This window comes from Dactylosporangium siamense (assembly GCF_016862795.1).
Lineage (GTDB): Bacteria > Actinomycetota > Actinomycetes > Mycobacteriales > Micromonosporaceae > Dactylosporangium > Dactylosporangium siamense.
In genome coordinates this window covers 67,107-85,120 of sequence record NZ_BONQ01000021.1, presented here as the reverse complement: position 1 = coordinate 85,120, position 18,014 = coordinate 67,107, and the positions used below count along the sequence as shown (strand labels likewise).

Here is an 18,014-nt window from a genome sequence, read left to right as displayed (position 1 = left end):
TCAGCCCTCCTGAGGCGTCTCTGCCGGTGCGGCCGGGGCCTGCTCCGCGGGGGCGGCGGCCTCGGGGGTCACCTCGGCGGCCTGGGCCGCGGCTGCGGCCCGACCGGCCTCGGTGCCACCGGCGGTCGTGCCGGAGGAGCCGGAACGCCCACGACGCGGCCGCTCGGGCCGGTCCGTGCGCTCGCGACGGCCACCACGCGGTGCGGCGGCCTCGGCCGGCGCCTCGCGACCCGGAACGGCGTCGCCCTTGTAGATCCAGACCTTCACACCGATGCGGCCGAAGGTGGTACGGGCCTCGAAGAAGCCGTACTCGATGTTGGCCCGCAGCGAGTGCAGCGGCACGCGACCCTCACGGTAGAACTCCGTGCGGCTCATCTCGGCGCCGCCGAGGCGGCCGGAGACCTGCACCCGGATGCCCTTGACCAGCGGGTTCTTCATCGCCGACTGCATCGCCTTGCGCATGGCACGGCGGAAGCTGACCCGGCTGGACAGCTGCTCGGCCACGCCCTGCGCGACGAGCTGCGCGTCCGACTCGGGGCTCTTCACCTCGAGGATGTTGAGCTGCACCTGCTTGCCGGTGAGCTTCTCCAGCTCGGCGCGGATGCGGTCGGCCTCAGCGCCCTTACGGCCGATGACGATGCCCGGGCGGGCCGTGTGGATGTCCACACGGACCCGGTCGCGGGTGCGCTCGATGTCGACCTTGGCGATGCCGGCGCGCTCCAGGCCCTTGGACATCATCCGACGGATCTTGACGTCCTCGGCGATGTAGTCCTTGTAGAGCTTGTCGGCGTACCAGCGGGACTTCCAGTCGGTGCTGATGCCGAGCCGGAACCCGTGCGGGTGAACCTTCTGACCCATTACTCGGTCCCTTCCTCGGCGTCAGCCTTCGGCGTCGCCTTCGCGGCCTTCTTCGCCGGAGCTGCCTTGGTCGCCTTCTTCGCCGCCGGCGTCTCGACCTCGTCGGTCTCGTCCGTCTCCGGCGTCACGGCCTTGGCCGCCTTGGTCGCCTTGGCCACGCCGGCCTTGGCCGCACGGGCCTGGGACGCCGGGACACTCTCGACCACGATGGTGATATGGCTGGTCCGCTTGCGGATCCGGTACGCGCGACCCTGCGCCCGCGGCCGGAACCGCTTGAGCGTCGGGCCCTCGTCCACGTATGCCTCGGCGACCAGGAGCGAGTCCGGGTCAAGCCGCTCGTTGTTCTCTGCGTTGGCGATGGCGCTTGCGAGCACCTTGTAGACCGGCTCGCTCGCGGACTGCGGGGCGAACTGCAGCACCGTGAGTGCGTCGCGCGCGGGCAACCCGCGAACGAGGTTCACCACACGGCGCGCCTTCATGGGCGACACGCGCACATGGCGCGCGATCGCCCGGGCACCGGGCAGCGCCGCCGCTGCTTTTGTTGGCATTGGGAAATCCCCTTTAGTTGGCTGCCTTAGCGGCGGCGGCTCTTCCGGTCGTCCTTCTCGTGACCCTTGAACGTGCGGGTCAGCGCGAATTCGCCGAGCTTGTGCCCGACCATCGCCTCGGTCACGAACACGGGCACGTGCTTACGCCCATCGTGGACGGCGATCGTGTGCCCGAGCATGTCGGGGATGATCGTCGACCGGCGCGACCAGGTCTTGATGACGTTCTTGGAGTTCTTGGCGTTCTGGACTTCCACCTTCTTGATGAGGTGGTCGTCGACGAACGGGCCCTTCTTGAGGCTGCGAGGCATTGCTCAGGCTCCTTAGCCGCGCTTCCGGGTGGCGTAACGCCTACGGACGATGAGTCGGTCGCTCGGCTGGCCCTTGCGCCGCGTGCGGCCCTCCGGCTTGCCCTTCGGGTTGACCGGGTGACGACCACCCGAGGTCTTACCCTCACCACCACCGTGCGGGTGGTCGATGGGGTTCATCGCGACACCACGGACGGTCGGGCGCTTGCCCTTCCAGCGCATGCGGCCGGCCTTGCCCCAGTTGATGTTCGACTGGTCGGCGTTGCCGATCTCGCCGATGGTCGCCCGGCAGGTGACCTCGACGCGCCGGATCTCGCCGGACGGCATACGCAGTGTCGCGTAGGTGCCCTCACGGCCGAGCAGCTGGACGCCGACGCCGGCCGAACGGGCCAGCTTCGCGCCGCCGCCCGGGCGCAGCTCCACCGCGTGCACGGTGGTGCCGACCGGGATGTTGCGCAGCGGCAGGTTGTTGCCCGGCTTGATGTCGGCGCCGACTCCGGCCTCGACACGGTCGCCCTGCTTGAGGTCCTTCGGCGCGATGATGTAGCGCTTCTCGCCGTCGGCGTAGTGCAGCAGCGCGATCCGCGCGGTCCGGTTGGGGTCGTACTCGATGTGCGCGACCTTGGCGGGGATGCCGTCCTTGTCCGCGCGACGGAAGTCGATCAACCGGTACTGGCGCTTGTGGCCGCCGCCCTGGTGGCGCGCGGTGACGCGGCCGTGGACGTTGCGTCCGCCCTTGTTGGGCAGCGGGACGAGCAGGGACTTCTCCGGCGTCGATCGGGTGATCTCGGCGAAGTCGGCAACGCTCGAACCGCGACGACCCGGGGTCGTCGGCTTGTATTTACGGATAGCCATCGTCTATACCCCTCAGCTGACCGGTCCGCCGAAGGCTTCGATCCGGTCACCGTCGGCGAGCTTGACCATCGCCCGCTTCGTGTCCTTGCGCTTGCCCCAACCCGTGCGGGTCCGCTTGCGCTTGCCTTCGCGGTTGATGGTGTTGACCGACAGAACGCGGACGTTGAAGATCTGCTGGATCGCGATCTTGATCTCGGTCTTGTTCGCGTCCGGGTGCACCAGGAACGTGTACCAGTTGCGGTTGAGCTCGCTGTAGCTCTTCTCAGAGACCACCGGCTGGATGATCACGTCGCGTGGATCGGCGATCGTCGCCATGATCAGGCCTCCTCAGTGGTCTCGTCGGCCGTGTCAGCCGTACGGCCCAGGAACTCGTCGAGTGCCGCGGTCGTGAAGATGACCTGGTCGGCGACGAGCACGTCGTGCGTGTTGAGCTGGTCGGCGACCAGGAGGTGCACCGACTGCTCGTTGCGCAGGCTCAGCCAGTTGGCCTCGTCGTCGCGCGGGAGGACCACGAGCACCCGGCGCGCGTCGGTGATCCCGCGCAGCACCTTCAGGGCGTCCTTGGTCTTCGGGGTCTCGCCGTCGATGAAGCTCTCCACGACGTGGATGCGACCCTCGCGGGCCCGGTCGGAGAGGGCACCGCGCAGGGCGGCCGCCTTCATCTTCTTGTTCACCCGCTGGGTGTAGTCACGCGGCACGGGGCCGTGCGTGACGCCACCGCCGGTGAACTGCGGCGCGCGGATCGAGCCCTGACGGGCGCGACCGGTGCCCTTCTGCTTGTAGGGCTTCCTACCGCCGCCGGACACCTCGCCCCGCGTCTTGACCTTGTGCGTGCCCTGGCGGGCCGCGGCCAGCTGCGCGACGACGACCTGGTGCAGCAGCGGGATGCTGGCCTGCGCGTCGAAGATGGCGTCCGGCAGCTCGACGGTGCCGTTGGTGGCGCCGTCGACCGTCTTGATGTCAACGGTGGTCACTTGGTGATCCCACCCTTCTGCGACTTCAGGTCGGCCTTGGCGGCGGTGCGCAGCAGCACGAGGCTGCCCTTCGGGCCGGGGACCGCTCCCCTGATCAGGATCAGGCCCTGCTCCAGCTCGACCGACTGGACGGTGAGGTTCTGCACGGTGAAGCGAACCCCACCCATGCGGCCGGCCATCTTGACGCCCTTGAAGACGCGACCGGGGGTCGCGCAGGCGCCGATGGAGCCCGGCGAGCGGTGCTTGCGCTCGACACCGTGGCTGGCCCGCAGGCCGTGGAAGCCGTGCCGCTTCATGACGCCGGCGAAGCCCTTGCCCTTGGTGCGGCCGGTCACGTCGATGCGCTGGCCCGCGGTGAAGGTCTCGGCGGTGATCTCCTGGCCGAGCGAGTATTCGCCGGCGTCGGTGGTCCGCAGCTCCACGATGTGACGACGGGGCGCGACGTCCGCCTTGGCGAAGTGGCCCGACCGCGGCTTGTTGACCTTCCGCGGGTCGATCTGGCCCCACGCGAGCTGAACCGCGGAGTAACCGTCGTTGTCAGCCGTGCGCACCTGGGTCACGACGCACGGGCCGGCCTGCACCACAGTCACCGGGACGACCTTGCCGTTGTCCCAGATCTGGGTCATGCCGAGCTTCTCACCCAGGATGCCCTTGACTTGCCTGTCCATAAGTCCGGTCCCTACAGCTTGATCTCGATGTCGACACCAGCCGGCAGGTCGAGCCGCATGAGCGAGTCAACCGTCTTCGGGGTCGGGTCGATGATGTCGATCAGACGCTTGTGCGTGCGCATCTCGAAGTGCTCGCGCGAGTCCTTGTACTTGTGCGGCGAGCGGATCACGCAGTAGCGGTTGATCTCAGTGGGCAGCGGCACCGGCCCAGCGACCTGAGCCCCGGTGCGCGTGACCGTCTCGACGATCTTCCGCGCCGAGGAGTCGACGACCTCGTGGTCGTAGGCCTTGAGCCGGATGCGGATCTTCTGTCCCGCCATGGTGGCTTCAGTTCCCTCTCTCATGCGAGGTCTCTCGACCTCGCGGAACCCCGAAGGGTCCGGTGCCGCCTATTTGGTCTGTCCGACCCCCGCGGTCGGGCGTGTCGCGGCCAAGGGCCAGGCTCCGCCACCGACGTCCTTCTCAGGACCGCTGGTGGCTCTGCGGAGACCTACCCCAGGGCGTGCCACGCCCAAAACGCGGAGGTGAGCGCCAGTCACAGAACCGACGCCGCGCGGAAGCGGTCGAGACCTCTCATTGAGCAGTCTCGACCGCCCCGCGACGCAACCCGACCATTATGCCGCACGAAGTGCGACAAAGTGAAATCGGGGTGCCTCAGGTCGTTACTTGAGGATCTTCGTCACACGGCCGGCGCCGACGGTGCGGCCACCCTCGCGGATCGCGAAGCGGAGGTTTTCCTCCATCGCGATGGGCTGGATGAGCGACACAGTCATCGCCGTGTTGTCGCCGGGCATGATCATCTCGGTGCCTTCCGGCAGCGTGACGACGCCCGTGACGTCCGTGGTGCGGAAGTAGAACTGCGGCCGGTAGTTCTGGAAGAACGGGGTGTGCCGGCCACCCTCCTCCTTGGAGAGGATGTAGACGGTCGCCTCGAACTCGGTGTGCGGGGTGTTGCTACCCGGCTTCACCACGACCATGCCGCGCTCGACGTCCTCGCGCTTGATACCACGCAGGAGCAGACCGACGTTCTCGCCGGCACGCGCCTCGTCGAGGATCTTGCGGAACATCTCGATCGCCGTGCAGGTGGTCTTCATCGACTTGGCACGGATGCCAACGATCTCGACCTCCTCGTTCGGCTTGAGGATGCCACGCTCGACACGACCGGTGACGACCGTGCCACGACCGGTGATCGTGAAGACGTCCTCGACGGGCATGAGGAACGGCTTCTCGGTCTCGCGCTCGGGCTGCGGGATCGCGCTGTCCACGGCGCCCATGAGCTCCATGAGGGAGTCCGACCACTTCGGGTCGCCCTCAAGGGCCTTCAGGGCCGAGACGCGCACGACCGGAGCGTCGTCGCCCGGGAACTCCTGGCTCGACAGCAGCTCACGAACCTCGAGCTCGACGAGCTCCAGGAGCTCCTCGTCGTCGACCATGTCGCTCTTGTTCAGCGCCACCACGATGTAGGGGACGCCGACCTGGCGGGCCAGCAGCACGTGCTCGCGGGTCTGCGGCATGGGGCCGTCAGTCGCCGCAACCACCAGGATCGCGCCGTCCATCTGCGCGGCACCGGTGATCATGTTCTTGATGTAGTCGGCGTGGCCCGGGCAGTCAACGTGGGCGTAGTGCCGGGCTTCGGTCTGGTACTCGACGTGCGCGATCGAGATCGTGATGCCGCGGGCCTTCTCCTCCGGCGCCTTGTCGATCTCGTCGAACGGGGTGTAGGGGTTCACGTCCGGCATCCGGTCGTGGAGCACCTTGGTAATGGCCGCCGTCAGCGTCGTCTTCCCGTGGTCGATGTGACCGATGGTGCCGATGTTGACGTGCGGCTTAGTCCGCTCGAACTTCGCCTTCGCCACTGGTGTCCTCCTGTGGACTTCTGGTTCGCGGTGTGTTGACGCCTGAAGCGTCAACACACCCTGTCGACTTGGGTCTGGCGGCTGAAGCCTCAGGCCCGCTGATGCAGCCTCGCGGCCGCGGACCGGGAACTACTCCCCGGTCGCCTTCGCGATGATCTCCTTGGCGACGTTCGCGGGAACCTCGGCGTAGGAGTCGAACTGCATCGAGTAGCTCGCCCGGCCCTGGGTCTTCGACCGCAGGTCGCCGACGTAGCCGAACATCTCCGACAACGGCACCGTGGCACGGACGACACGGGCACCGCCGCGCTCCTCCATGGCCTGGATGGTGCCACGCCGGGAGTTGAGGTCGCCGATCACGTCACCCATGTTCTCTTCCGGGGTGGTGACCTCGACGGCCATCAACGGCTCGAGGAGGGTGGGAGTAGCCCTGCGGGCCGCCTCCTTCATCACCATCGAGCCAGCGATCTTGAACGCCATTTCCGACGAGTCAACCTCGTGGTACTGCCCGTCGAGCAGCGTCAGCTTGACACCGACCATCGGGTAGCCCGCGAGCACGCCGTACTGCATCGCGTCCTGGGCGCCGGCGTCGACCGAAGGGATGAACTCCTTCGGGATGCGACCGCCCGAGACCGCGTTGACGAACTCGTAGGTCGGACCGTCCGCCGTCATCTCGAGCGGCTCGAGCTTGACGATGACCTTCGCGTACTGACCCGAGCCACCGGTCTGCTTCTTGTGCACGTAGTCGATCTTGTCGACGGTGCCCTTGATGGTCTCGCGGTAGGCCACCTGCGGCTTGCCGATGTTGGCCTCGACGCTGAACTCGCGGCGCATCCGGTCGACCAGGATGTCGAGGTGCAACTCGCCCATGCCGGCGATGATGGTCTGCCCGGTCTCCTCGTCGTTCTTGACGCGGAAGGTCGGGTCCTCCTCGGCCAGGCGCTGGATGGCGGTGCCCAGCTTCTCCTGGTCGGCCTTGCTCTTCGGCTCGATCGCGACCTGGATGACCGGCTCCGGGAACGTCATCGACTCCAGGATGACCTGGTTGGCCGGGTCGCAGAGGGTGTCACCGGTCGTGGTCTGCTTGAGACCCTGCACGGCGATGATGTCACCCGCCTGGGCACTCGGCCGCTCCTCACGCTTGTTGGCGTGCATCTGGTAGATCTTGCCGATCCGCTCCTTGCGCTCCTTGGTGGAGTTGACCACCTGGGCGCCGGACTCGAGCGTGCCGGAGTAGATGCGCACATACGTGAGCTTGCCGAGGTGCTTGTCCGTCTGGATCTTGAAGGCCAGGGACGAGAACGGCTCGCTGTTGTCGGGCTTGCGCAGCAGCGGGGTCTCCCCGTCGATGGCGATGCCCTCGACGGCGGGGATGTCCAGCGGCGACGGGAGGAACTCCACGACGGCGTCGAGCATGGGCTGGACGCCCTTGTTCTTGAACGCCGAGCCGCAGACGACCGGGTTGAGCTTGCCGGCGATGGTCGCCCGGCGGATCGCGGCCTTGAGCTCCTTGACGTCGAACGTGTCGCCGTCGAGGTAGCGGACCATGATGTCGTCGTCGGTCTCCGACAGGGTCTCGAGCAGCTTGTCGCGCCACTCGTTCGCCTGGTCGACGAGATCCGCGGGGATCTCCTCGATCGCGTAGTCCTCACCCTTCTGGGTCTCGCCGCGCCAGGTGAGCGCGCGCATCTCCAGAAGGTCGACGACGCCGATGTGGTCGCCCTCGAGCCCGATCGGGATCTGCAGGACCAGCGGAGTCGCGTTGAGCCGGTCGATCATCATCTGCACGCAGCGGAAGAAGTCGGCGCCGGTGCGGTCCAGCTTGTTGACGAAGCACATACGCGGGACGTTGTACTTGTCAGCCTGTCGCCAGACGTTCTCGGTCTGGGGCTCCACGCCGGCAACGCCGTCGTAGACCGCAACCGCGCCGTCCAGGACCCGCAGCGACCGCTCGACCTCGACCGTGAAGTCGACGTGGCCGGGCGTGTCGATGATCTGGATGACGTGGCCCTTCCACTCGCACTTCGTCGCGGCGGAGGTGATGGTGATGCCCCGCTCCTGCTCCTGCTCCATCCAGTCCATGACGGCGGCGCCCTCGTGGACCTCACCGATCTTGTACGTGATGCCGGTGTAGAACAGGATGCGCTCAGTCGTCGTCGTCTTACCGGCGTCGATGTGCGCCATGATGCCGATGTTCCGGACCTTGGCGAGGGCAGCGTCTGAGGCAGCCACTTCGAATCCCTACTTCGTCTCTCGTCGGATTGCTGAGATCAGATTGCTGAGCAAGCGATCGCTTACCAGCGGTAGTGCGCGAAGGCCTTGTTGGACTCCGCCATCTTGTGGGTGTCCTCGCGGCGCTTCACCGCAGCACCGAGCCCGTTGCTGGCATCGAGCAGCTCGTTCATGAGCCGCTCGACCATGGTCTTCTCACGACGGGCGCGGGAGTAGGTGACCAGCCAGCGCAGGCCCAGCGTCGTCGCCCGGGGAGGGCGAACCTCGACCGGCACCTGGTAGGTCGCGCCACCGACGCGGCGGCTGCGGACCTCGAGGGTCGGCTTGACGTTGTCCATCGCGCGCTTCAGCGTGACGACGGGGTCCGTTCCTGACTTCTCCCGGCAGCCTTCGAGGGCGCTGTAGACAACGCGCTCGGCGAGCTGACGCTTGCCCTCAACCAGGATCTTGTTGATCAGCTGGGTGACGAGCAGGGAGTTGTAGACCGGGTCCGCCACCAGGGGCCGGCGCGGCGCGGGGCCTTTACGCGGCATGTCAGCTCTTCTCCTTCTTCGCGCCGTACCGGCTGCGAGCCTGCTTGCGGTTGCGGACACCCTGGGTGTCCAGCGAACCACGAATGATCTTGTACCGGACGCCGGGGAGGTCCTTCACACGGCCACCGCGGACCAGCACGATCGAGTGCTCCTGAAGGTTGTGACCGACACCGGGGATGTAGGCCGTCACCTCGATACCGTTGCTCAGTCGCACACGGGCCACCTTGCGCAGCGCCGAGTTCGGCTTCTTCGGCGTGGTGGTGTACACACGCGTGCAGACGCCACGCCGCTGCGGGCTGCCCTTGAGCGCCGGCGTCTTGGTCTTGCTCAGCTTCGCCTGGCGGCCCTTGCGGACCAGCTGCTGGATCGTAGGCACTGGGCCTTACTCCCTTCGGCCTCGCGGCCGCACGTCTTCTTCTTCGCTGTCTCCACGGCGTGACCGGCACCCGCGGTCGGGCGTGTCGCCCGCCGCGCGAACCCGGTCCGAGAAGTGCCAACCGGGTTTCGCGGTTTGCATCCACCCTGAACCCGCGAAGGCGGGCCGTTGTGGACGCACGCACGAGTTGCCCGACAAAGTCGGGCACGAGGGGAAAGAGTACCCACCGTGAGGACGCTGGTCAAAATCGCCGGCTCGGCCCCATGACGGAACACTCTTCACACCAAGAGTACCTGGTGTCCGTCGGCTGCATCGCCGGGGTCGCATCATCGGTGTTCCCGCAGGTGGCGGCCAGGCCGGAAGCGGCTGGACCGGACGTGGGGGCCGAGCCGCCGCGGCGGCCGGGTCGGAAGCGGCTGGACCGGACGTGGGGCCTGGCCGCCGCGGCGGCTAGGCCGCGGCGATGACGAACGCGAGCAGGAGGGACAGCACGCCGATGCCGGCCCCGGCCGAGCCGAGCACGATGCCGGTGACCGCCATCCCCCGCCCGGTCACCAGCCGCCCCGCCCTGCGGACCTGCCGCATGCCGAAGACGCCGAGGCCGATCGCGCCCAGCCCGAGGAACACCGCGAGGATCGTGAACGCACCACCGGCGATCGGTCCCCAGCCGGGCCCGGCGCCGGCCAGCCCGAGGCAGCTCACCGTCAGGCCCACGAAGATCGAGGCGATGCCGGCGACGAGGCTGCCGATCGCCGGGCCGCTGGGGGTCCCCTGGACCAACGGATAGGCGACCCCGAACGGGGTCCCCTGGACGAGGTCGATCCTCATCCCAGGCTGCGGGGCGTGCGGGGCGTGCGGGGCCTGCGGCTGGTGCTGATACGGGTACGTCACGTCAGTTCACCAACGGGTCGAAGTCGGTGCCGCGACCGCGGGCATAGGCGAGCAGGCCCACGATCGCCAGGACGACGAGCGTGGCGATCGACAGCACGATGCCCGTCCACGCGAGCCGCACGCCGTTGCGGAGCCTCCTGGCGCCCAGCAGGAAGCCTTCCGCGGCCACCAGCTCACGGTGGGACTCCCGGGCCATCAGCAGCGCCAGCGTCGCCGGTATCGCCCCACCCAGGAACGGCCCGGTCACCACCGACAGCAGGCCGAGCCCGAACACGGCCGATGCCTTGCTGGCGCGGACCGGGTCGGGATCGAGCGGATGGCGGGTCGAGGAGGTCACCTCACGACCATATCCGGTGCGGTGCCCTCAGCGGAGGCTGGTGCGCCGTCGTCCGGGCACGCCAGAGGGCGGGAACCCGGTGGGTCCCCGCCCTCTGTGCGGACATGCGGTTTAGCGGAAGGAGCCCAGGTCGAAGTCGTCCAGGGGGACCGCCTGCCCGCTGGCCGGGCCGAAGCCGTAGTCGGCCTCCGGGTAGCCGGTCATCGAGTAGACCTTCGCCTTCGCCTCCTCGGTGGGCTCGACCCGGATGCTGCGGTACTTGCTGATGCCAGTACCCGCCGGGATGAGCTTGCCGATGATGACGTTCTCCTTCAGACCGATCAGCGAGTCGCTGCGCGCGTGGATCGCCGCGTCGGTCAGCACCCGGGTCGTCTCCTGGAACGAGGCCGCGGACAGCCACGACTCCGTCGCCAGCGACGCCTTGGTGATGCCCATCAGCACGGGACGGCCGGCCGCCGGCTCGCCGCCCTCGGCGACGACACGGCGGTTCTCCGCCTCGAACAGCGCACGGTCGACCAGCACGCCCGGCAGGAACTCGGTCGAGCCGGAGTCGATGACCGTGACCCGCTTGAGCATCTGCCGGATGATGATCTCGATGTGCTTGTCGTGGATGAGCACGCCCTGCGAGCGGTACACCTCCTGGACCTCGGAGGTCAGGTGGACCTGAACCGCCCGGGGACCCATGATGCGCAGCAGCTCGTGCGGGTCGATGGTGCCCTCGGTGAGCTTCTCGCCGACCTCGACGTGCTCGCCGTCCTGGTAGCGCAGCTTGACGCGGCGGCTGAGCTTGTCGTGGACGATCTCCTCGCTGCCGTCGTCCGGCACGATGATGATCTTCCGCATCCGCTCGCCATCCTCGATGCGCACGCGACCGGGGGTGTCGGCGATGGGCGCCTTACCCTTCGGCACGCGGGCCTCGAAGATCTCCTGCACACGGGGCAGACCCTGGGTGATGTCCTCACCCGCGACGCCACCGGTGTGGAAGGTACGCATCGTCAGCTGCGTGCCCGGCTCACCGATCGACTGGGCGGCGATGATGCCGACCGCCTCGCCGACGTCGACGGTCTTGCCCGTGGGCAGCGACCGGCCGTAGCAGGCGCCACAGACGCCCAGCTTCGACTCGCAGGTGAGCACGCTGCGGACCCGGACGATCTCGGTCCCGGCGGCGACCAGCAGGTCGACCGTGATCGAGTTGATGTCCGTGCCGCGCTCGGCGACGATCTTGCCGTCCTTGTCACGGACGTCGTCGGCGAGGGTGCGGGCGTGCACACCCGTCTCCGCGTGCTGGTGGATGCGCATGGCACCGTCGTGCAGCTCGCCCACCGTCATCGGGATGGCGCGGTCGGTGCCGCAGTCCTCCTCGCGGATGATGACGTCCTGCGACACGTCCACCAGACGACGGGTCAGGTAACCCGAGTCGGCGGTCCGCAGCGCGGTGTCGGCCAGACCCTTCCGCGCGCCGTGCGTGGAGATGAAGTACTCCAGCACGGACAGACCCTCCCGGTAGCTGGCCTTGATCGGCCGCGGGATGATCTCGCCCTTCGGGTTGGCCACCAGGCCACGGATCGCGGCGATCTGGCGGAGCTGGAGCAGGTTACCGCGGGCGCCCGAGTTGATCATCTTCCACAGCGGGTTCTCCTGCGGCAGCGCGCTTTCCATCTCCTTGGCGACCTCACCGGTCGCCTTGGTCCAGATCTCGATGAGCTCGCCGCGGCGCTCCTCGGCCGTCATGAGACCACGCTGGTACTGCTTGTCGATCCGCTCGGCCTCCTTCTCGTAGCGCTCGAGGATCTCGCGCTTGCGAGGCGGCTGGATGACGTCTTCCATGCCGATGGTGACGCCGGACCAGGTGGCCCAGTGGAAGCCGGCCAGCTTGAGCGCGTCCAGGGTCGCCGCGAGGGAGACCTTCGGGAAGCGCTCGGCCAGGTCGTTGACGATCGCCGACAACTGACCCTTGCGGATCTCGTAGTTGACGAAGCGGTAGCCCACCGGGAGGGTCTCGTTGAACAGGACCCGGCCCAGCGTGGTCTCGACCGTGACGGTGTCGCCGGACTGCCAGCCCTCAGGGGCCTCCCACTGCGGACCAGCGGCACCGTTGTCGACGCCGATGATCTCCTTGAGCCGGATCTTCACCAGGGCCTGCAGGTGCAGCTCGCCGTTGTCGAACGCCATCCGGGCCTCGGCGTCGGAGCTGAAGGTGCGCCCCTCGCCGAGCAGGTTCTTCTGGATGTGCGTCAGGTGGTACAGGCCGATGACCATGTCCTGGGTGGGCATGGTGACCGGCTTGCCGTCGGCCGGCTTGAGGATGTTGTTGCTGGACAGCATGAGGATGCGGGCCTCGGCCTGCGCCTCCGCGGACAGCGGCACGTGCACGGCCATCTGGTCGCCGTCGAAGTCGGCGTTGAAGGCGGTGCAGACGAGCGGGTGGATCTGGATGGCCTTGCCCTCGACCAGCTGCGGCTCGAAGGCCTGGATGCCCAGGCGGTGCAGGGTCGGCGCGCGGTTGAGCAGCACCGGGTGCTCCGCGATGACCTCCTCCAGCACGTCCCACACGACCGGACGCTGACGCTCGACCATGCGCTTGGCCGACTTGATGTTCTGCGCGTGGTTGAGGTCCACCAGGCGCTTCATCACGAACGGCTTGAACAGCTCCAGCGCCATCTGCTTCGGCAGGCCGCACTGGTGCAGCTTGAGCTGCGGGCCGACGACGATGACCGAACGGCCGGAGTAGTCGACGCGCTTGCCGAGCAGGTTCTGCCGGAAGCGGCCCTGCTTGCCCTTGAGCATGTCGGACAGCGACTTCAGCGGCCGGTTGCCCGGGCCGGTGACCGGACGACCGCGGCGGCCGTTGTCGAACAGCGCGTCGACGGCCTCCTGCAGCATCCGCTTCTCGTTGTTGACGATGATCTCCGGGGCACCCAGGTCGATCAGGCGCTTGAGCCGGTTGTTGCGGTTGATCACGCGCCGGTACAGGTCGTTGAGGTCGCTGGTGGCGAACCGGCCACCGTCGAGCTGCACCATCGGACGCAGGTCCGGCGGGATGACCGGGACGCAGTCCAGGACCATGCCCAGCGGCGAGTTGGCGGTGTTGAGGAACGCCGCGACGACCTTGAGCCGCTTGAGCGCCCGGATCTTGCGCTGGCCCTTGCCGCTGCGGATGGTCTCGCGCAGCGACTCGGCCTCGTCGTCGAGGTCCAGGTTCTCCAGCAGCGCCTTGATCGCCTCGGCACCCATGGCGCCGGTGAAGTACTCACCGAACCGGTCGCGCAGCTCGCGGTAGAGCAGCTCGTCAGTGATGAGGTTCTTGCGGTCCAGCTTGCGGAACGTGTCCATGACCTCGTCGAGACGGTCGATCTCACGCTGCGCGCGGTCCCGCATCTGGCGCATCTCGCGCTCGCCGGACTCCTTGACCTTGCGGCGCACGTCGGCCTTCGCGCCCTCGGCCTCAAGCTCGGCGAGGTCCTGCTCCAGCTTCGCGGCACGCTTCTCGATCTCCGAGTCGCGGGCGTTCTCCGCCTGGCGCTTCTCCGCCGAGACCTCGTTCTCGAGGGTGGCGAGGTCGCGGTGGCGGGACTCCTTGTCGACGCTGGTGATCACGTACGACGCGAAGTAGATGATCTTCTCGAGATCCTTGGGCGCCAGGTCGAGCAGGTAGCCGAGCCGGCTGGGCACACCCTTGAAGTACCAGATGTGCGTGACCGGGGCGGCGAGCTCGATGTGACCCATGCGCTCACGGCGGACCTTGGCCCGGGTCACCTCGACGCCGCAGCGCTCACAGATGATGCCCTTGAACCGGACCCGCTTGTACTTGCCGCAGTAGCACTCCCAGTCCCGGGTCGGACCGAAGATCTTCTCGCAGAAGAGCCCGTCCTTCTCCGGCTTCAGGGTGCGGTAGTTGATCGTCTCGGGCTTCTTGACCTCGCCGTGCGACCACTGGCGGATGTCGTCAGCAGTGGCCAGACCGATGCGCAGTTCGTCGAAGTAGTTGACGTCGAGCACTTCGTCTATGTCCTCACGATTCAGTTGCTCGGGTAATTGCTAGGTCGTGGGGGGCGCCGCTTGGCGTTGCCGCCGCGCGGCGCCCATCACGAGATCAAACTTCCTCGACGCTGCTCGGCTCACGCCGGGAGAGGTCGATGCCGAGTTCCTCGGCGGCGCGGAACACCTCGTCGTCCGTCTCGCGCATCTCCAGGGCCACACCGTCGCTGGAGAGCACCTCGACGTTCAGGCACAGCGACTGCAGCTCCTTGAGCAGCACCTTGAAGGACTCCGGGATGCCCGGCTCCGGGATGTTCTCGCCCTTGACGATCGCCTCGTAGACCTTGACGCGTCCGAGGACGTCGTCTGACTTGATCGTCAGCAGCTCCTGCAGCGCGTATGCCGCGCCGTAGGCCTGCATCGCCCAGCACTCCATCTCACCGAAGCGCTGACCACCGAACTGCGCCTTACCACCCAGCGGCTGCTGCGTGATCATCGAGTACGGGCCGGTGGAGCGGGCGTGGATCTTGTCGTCGACCAGGTGGTTGAGCTTGAGGATGTAGATGTAGCCGACCGCGATCGGGTCCGGCAGCGGCTCGCCGGAGCGGCCGTCGAACAGCCGCGCCTTGCCGCTGGCCCCGATGAGCTGGGTGCCGTCCCGGTTGGGCAGCGTGCTGCTCATCAGCCCGGCGATCTCTTCCTCCTTGGCGCCGTCGAAGACCGGGGTCGCCACGTTGGTGTCCGGCTCGGACTCCCCCGCGTTGATGGCCTTCAGCGCCCGCTTCCACTCGGTGTCGTCACCGTCGATCTTCCAGCCGGTCTTGGCCACCCACCCCAGGTGGGTCTCCAGGACCTGGCCGATGTTCATCCGGCTCGGCACGCCGAGCGGGTTGAGCACGATGTCGACCGGGGTGCCGTCCTCAAGGAACGGCATGTCCTCGACCGGGAGGATCTTCGAGATGACACCCTTGTTGCCGTGGCGGCCGGCGAGCTTGTCGCCGTCCTGGATCTTCCGCTTCTGGGCCACGTAGACGCGGACCAGCTCGTTGACGCCGGGGGACAGCTCGTCGCCGTCTTCCCGGCTGAACGTGCGCACGCCGATGACCGTGCCGGTCTCGCCGTGCGGCACCTTGAGGCTGGTGTCGCGCACCTCGCGGGCCTTCTCACCGAAGATCGCGCGGAGCAGACGCTCCTCCGGGGTCAGCTCGGTTTCACCCTTGGGGGTGACCTTGCCGACCAGGATGTCGCCGGTCACGACCTCGGCGCCGATCCGGATGATCCCCCGCTCGTCGAGGTCGGCGAGCATCTCCTCGCTGACGTTCGGGATGTCGCGGGTGATCTCCTCCGGCCCCAGCTTGGTGTCGCGCGCGTCGACCTCGTGCTCCTCGATGTGGATCGAGGTGAGGACGTCGTTCTGCACCAGCTTCTGGGACAGGATGATGGCGTCTTCGTAGTTGTGACCCTCCCAGGGCATGAAGGCCACGAGCAGGTTTCGCCCGAGCGCCATCTCGCCCTCGTCGGTGCACGGGCCGTCGGCGATGACCTGCCCCTGCTCGACCCGGTCGCCCTCGAAGATCACCGGCTTCTGGTTGACGCAGGAGCCGGAGTTGGAGCGGCGGAACTTGTGCAGGAGGTAGGTCCGACGGTGGCCGTCGTCCTGGTGGATCGTGATGTAGTCGGCGCACATGTCCTCGACCACACCGGCGACCTCGGCCACGACCACGTCACCGGCGTCGACGGCGGCACGGTATTCCATGCCGGTGCCGACGAGCGGAGCCTCGGCCTTGACCAGCGGCACCGCCTGGCGCTGCATGTTGGCGCCCATGAGTGCACGGTTGGCGTCGTCGTGCTCGAGGAACGGGATCATCGCGGTGGCGACCGAGGTCATCTGCCGCGGCGACACGTCCATGTAGTCGACCTGGTCGGCGGGGACGTTGTCGACCTCGCCGCCCTTGCGTCGGACGAGGATCCGGTCCTCGGCGAAGTTGCCGTCGCTCTTGAGCGGAGCGTTGGCCTGCGCCTTGACGTAACGGTCCTCTTCGTCGGCGGTCAGGTAGTCGATCTGGTCGGTCACCTTGCCGTCGACGACCTTGCGGTAGGGCGTCTCGACGAAGCCGAAGGGGTTGACCCGCGCGAACGTCGACAGCGCGCCGATGAGACCGATGTTGGGACCCTCGGGGGTCTCGATCGGGCACATGCGGCCGTAGTGCGACGGGTGCACGTCGCGGACCTCGAAGCCGGCCCGCTCACGCGACAGACCACCCGGGCCGAGCGCGCTCAGCCGGCGCCGGTGGGTAAGACCCGCCAGCGGGTTGGTCTGGTCCATGAACTGGGACAGCTGCGACGTGCCGAAGAACTCCTTGATCGCCGCCACGACGGGACGGATGTTGATCAGGGTCTGCGGCGTGATCGCCTCGACGTCCTGGGTGGTCATCCGCTCGCGGACGACGCGCTCCATCCGGGACAGGCCCACGCGGACCTGGTTCTGGATCAGCTCGCCGACCGTGCGCAGGCGCCGGTTGCCGAAGTGGTCGATGTCGTCGGCCTCGTAGCCCTCTTCGCCCGTGTGCAGGCGGCAGAGATACTCGACCGTGGCGACGACGTCCTCTTCGGTCAGCACACCCTGGTTGATCGGGAGGTCCAACTCGAGCTTCTTGTTGAACTTGTATCGACCGACCTTGGCGACGTCGTATCGCTTCGGGTTGAAGAAGAGGTTGTCGAGCAGGGTCTGCGCATTCTCACGCGTCGGCGGCTCGCCAGGGCGGAGCTTGCGGTAGATGTCGAGCAGCGCCTCGTCCTGGCCGGCGATGTGGTCCTTCTCGAGCGTCGTCATCATGAGCTCGGACCAGCCGAACTTCTCACGGATGCGCTCGGCGGACCAACCGATGGCCTTGAGCAGGACGGAGACCGCCTGCCGGCGCTTGCGGTCGATGCGGACACCGACGGTGTCGCGCTTGTCGATGTCGAACTCCAGCCAGGCACCCCGGCTCGGGATGACCTTCACGCTGGTGAGGTCGCGATCGGAGGTCTTGTCCGGCTGCTTGTCGAAGTACACGCCCGGCGACCGGACGAGCTGGCTCACCACGACGCGCTCGGTGCCGTTGATGATGAACGTGCCCTTGGGCGTCATCATCGGGAAGTCACCCATGAACACCGTCTGGCTCTTGATCTCGCCAGTGGTGTGGTTGGTGAACTCCGCCGTCACGAACAGCGGCGCGCAGTAGGTGAGGTCCTTCTCCTTGCACTCCTCCATGGGAGCCTTGACCTCGTCGAAGCGGGGCGCGGAGAACGACAGGGACATCGTGCCGGAGAAGTCCTCAATGGGACTGATTTCATCGAGGATCTCCGCGAGCCCGGAACGGGCGTGCGGATCACCGGCCGAGCGGCTCTGCCACTTCTCGTTGCCAACCAACCAGTCGAACGAATCGGTTTGGATGGCAAGGAGGTTGGGAACCTCAAGGTGTTCGGTGATCCTGCCGAAGGAGACCCGGCGGGGAGCGTATGCGCTCGAACTGGTCTTCGCAGGGCGGGAAGCTGCCAAGATGCGTCCTTCCGAGGACCGGTGGTGCAGACAGGCCGTTTCGCGTGCAGCCTGACGACCCCCGA

The 18,014-nt window shown here is 67.5% G+C and carries 15 protein-coding genes and 1 pseudogene; all 16 read right to left on the bottom strand.

Translation table 11 applies throughout. The features are described 5' to 3' along the window. Entirely contained in the window at nucleotides 1–858 is an 858-nt protein-coding gene (gene rpsC, locus Dsi01nite_RS06355; RefSeq protein ID WP_203845083.1) for a 30S ribosomal protein S3, read from the bottom strand. Nucleotides 859–956: 98 nt separating this feature from the next. Next, a pseudogene (gene rplV / locus Dsi01nite_RS06350) lies at nucleotides 957–1,406 on the bottom strand (50S ribosomal protein L22); the annotation flags it as partial. 26 nt (nucleotides 1,407–1,432) lie between these two features. Then, entirely contained in the window at nucleotides 1,433–1,714 is a 282-nt protein-coding gene (gene rpsS / locus Dsi01nite_RS06345) for a 30S ribosomal protein S19 (protein WP_203845081.1), read from the bottom strand. Between the two features lie 12 nt (nucleotides 1,715–1,726). Beyond that, a complete protein-coding gene (gene rplB, locus Dsi01nite_RS06340; protein WP_203845080.1) occupies nucleotides 1,727–2,566 on the bottom strand; it encodes a 50S ribosomal protein L2 in 840 nt (279 codons plus the stop codon). A gap of 12 nt (nucleotides 2,567–2,578) precedes the next feature. Continuing rightward, complete coding sequence (gene rplW / locus Dsi01nite_RS06335; RefSeq protein WP_203845079.1) at nucleotides 2,579–2,881, bottom strand: 50S ribosomal protein L23; 303 nt, start codon at nucleotides 2,879–2,881, stop codon at nucleotides 2,579–2,581. A 2-nt stretch (nucleotides 2,882–2,883) separates the two neighbouring features. Next, complete coding sequence (gene rplD / locus Dsi01nite_RS06330; RefSeq protein ID WP_203845078.1) at nucleotides 2,884–3,540, bottom strand: 50S ribosomal protein L4; 657 nt, start codon at nucleotides 3,538–3,540, stop codon at nucleotides 2,884–2,886. Then, a complete protein-coding gene (gene rplC / locus Dsi01nite_RS06325; protein ID WP_203845077.1) occupies nucleotides 3,537–4,208 on the bottom strand; it encodes a 50S ribosomal protein L3 in 672 nt (223 codons plus the stop codon). Before rplC ends, rplD begins: the two co-directional genes overlap by 4 nt. A gap of 11 nt (nucleotides 4,209–4,219) precedes the next feature. Next, entirely contained in the window at nucleotides 4,220–4,528 is a 309-nt protein-coding gene (gene rpsJ, locus Dsi01nite_RS06320; protein WP_018347762.1) for a 30S ribosomal protein S10, read from the bottom strand. Nucleotides 4,529–4,870: 342 nt separating this feature from the next. Further along, nucleotides 4,871–6,064, bottom strand: coding sequence for an elongation factor Tu (tuf, locus tag Dsi01nite_RS06315; RefSeq protein ID WP_203845076.1), 1,194 nt, complete (start codon nucleotides 6,062–6,064; stop codon nucleotides 4,871–4,873). Nucleotides 6,065–6,193: 129 nt separating this feature from the next. Then, nucleotides 6,194–8,293, bottom strand: coding sequence for an elongation factor G (gene fusA, locus Dsi01nite_RS06310; RefSeq protein ID WP_203845075.1), 2,100 nt, complete (start codon nucleotides 8,291–8,293; stop codon nucleotides 6,194–6,196). A gap of 62 nt (nucleotides 8,294–8,355) precedes the next feature. Then, complete coding sequence (gene rpsG, locus Dsi01nite_RS06305; protein ID WP_203845074.1) at nucleotides 8,356–8,826, bottom strand: 30S ribosomal protein S7; 471 nt, start codon at nucleotides 8,824–8,826, stop codon at nucleotides 8,356–8,358. A gap of 1 nt (nucleotide 8,827) precedes the next feature. Beyond that, nucleotides 8,828–9,202 (bottom strand): 30S ribosomal protein S12, encoded by a 375-nt coding sequence (gene rpsL, locus Dsi01nite_RS06300; RefSeq protein WP_033357671.1) that lies wholly within the window; start codon nucleotides 9,200–9,202, stop codon nucleotides 8,828–8,830. Between the two features lie 450 nt (nucleotides 9,203–9,652). Further along, nucleotides 9,653–10,093: a DUF4190 domain-containing protein gene (locus tag Dsi01nite_RS06295; RefSeq protein WP_239135726.1), complete on the bottom strand. Its 441-nt coding sequence runs from the start codon at nucleotides 10,091–10,093 to the stop codon at nucleotides 9,653–9,655. Between the two features lies 1 nt (nucleotide 10,094). Beyond that, entirely contained in the window at nucleotides 10,095–10,430 is a 336-nt protein-coding gene (locus Dsi01nite_RS06290; RefSeq protein ID WP_203845073.1) for a hypothetical protein, read from the bottom strand. A gap of 111 nt (nucleotides 10,431–10,541) precedes the next feature. Further along, nucleotides 10,542–14,429, bottom strand: a complete 3,888-nt coding sequence (locus tag Dsi01nite_RS06285) for a DNA-directed RNA polymerase subunit beta' (RefSeq protein ID WP_203845072.1) — start codon at nucleotides 14,427–14,429, stop codon at nucleotides 10,542–10,544. Between the two features lie 94 nt (nucleotides 14,430–14,523). Next, the gene (gene rpoB, locus Dsi01nite_RS06280; RefSeq protein WP_203845071.1) at nucleotides 14,524–17,949 is read right to left on the bottom strand and encodes a DNA-directed RNA polymerase subunit beta; all 3,426 of its coding nucleotides are present in this window, start codon (nucleotides 17,947–17,949) and stop codon (nucleotides 14,524–14,526) included. Nucleotides 17,950–18,014: the final 65 nt, after the last annotated feature.

Bases quoted from the DNA above. Each gene is read 5' to 3' on its own strand.
- rpsG (WP_203845074.1), bottom strand. From the start codon at position 8,826: ATGCCGCGTAAAGGCCCCGCGCCGCGCCGGCCCCTGGTGGCGGACCCG.
- rplB (WP_203845080.1), bottom strand. From the start codon at position 2,566: ATGGCTATCCGTAAATACAAGCCGACGACCCCGGGTCGTCGCGGTTCG.
- rpsS (WP_203845081.1), bottom strand. From the start codon at position 1,714: ATGCCTCGCAGCCTCAAGAAGGGCCCGTTCGTCGACGACCACCTCATC.
- rpsJ (WP_018347762.1), bottom strand. From the start codon at position 4,528: ATGGCGGGACAGAAGATCCGCATCCGGCTCAAGGCCTACGACCACGAG.
- rplC (WP_203845077.1), bottom strand. From the start codon at position 4,208: ATGGACAGGCAAGTCAAGGGCATCCTGGGTGAGAAGCTCGGCATGACC.
- rpsC (WP_203845083.1), bottom strand. From the start codon at position 858: ATGGGTCAGAAGGTTCACCCGCACGGGTTCCGGCTCGGCATCAGCACC.
- rplW (WP_203845079.1), bottom strand. From the start codon at position 2,881: ATGGCGACGATCGCCGATCCACGCGACGTGATCATCCAGCCGGTGGTC.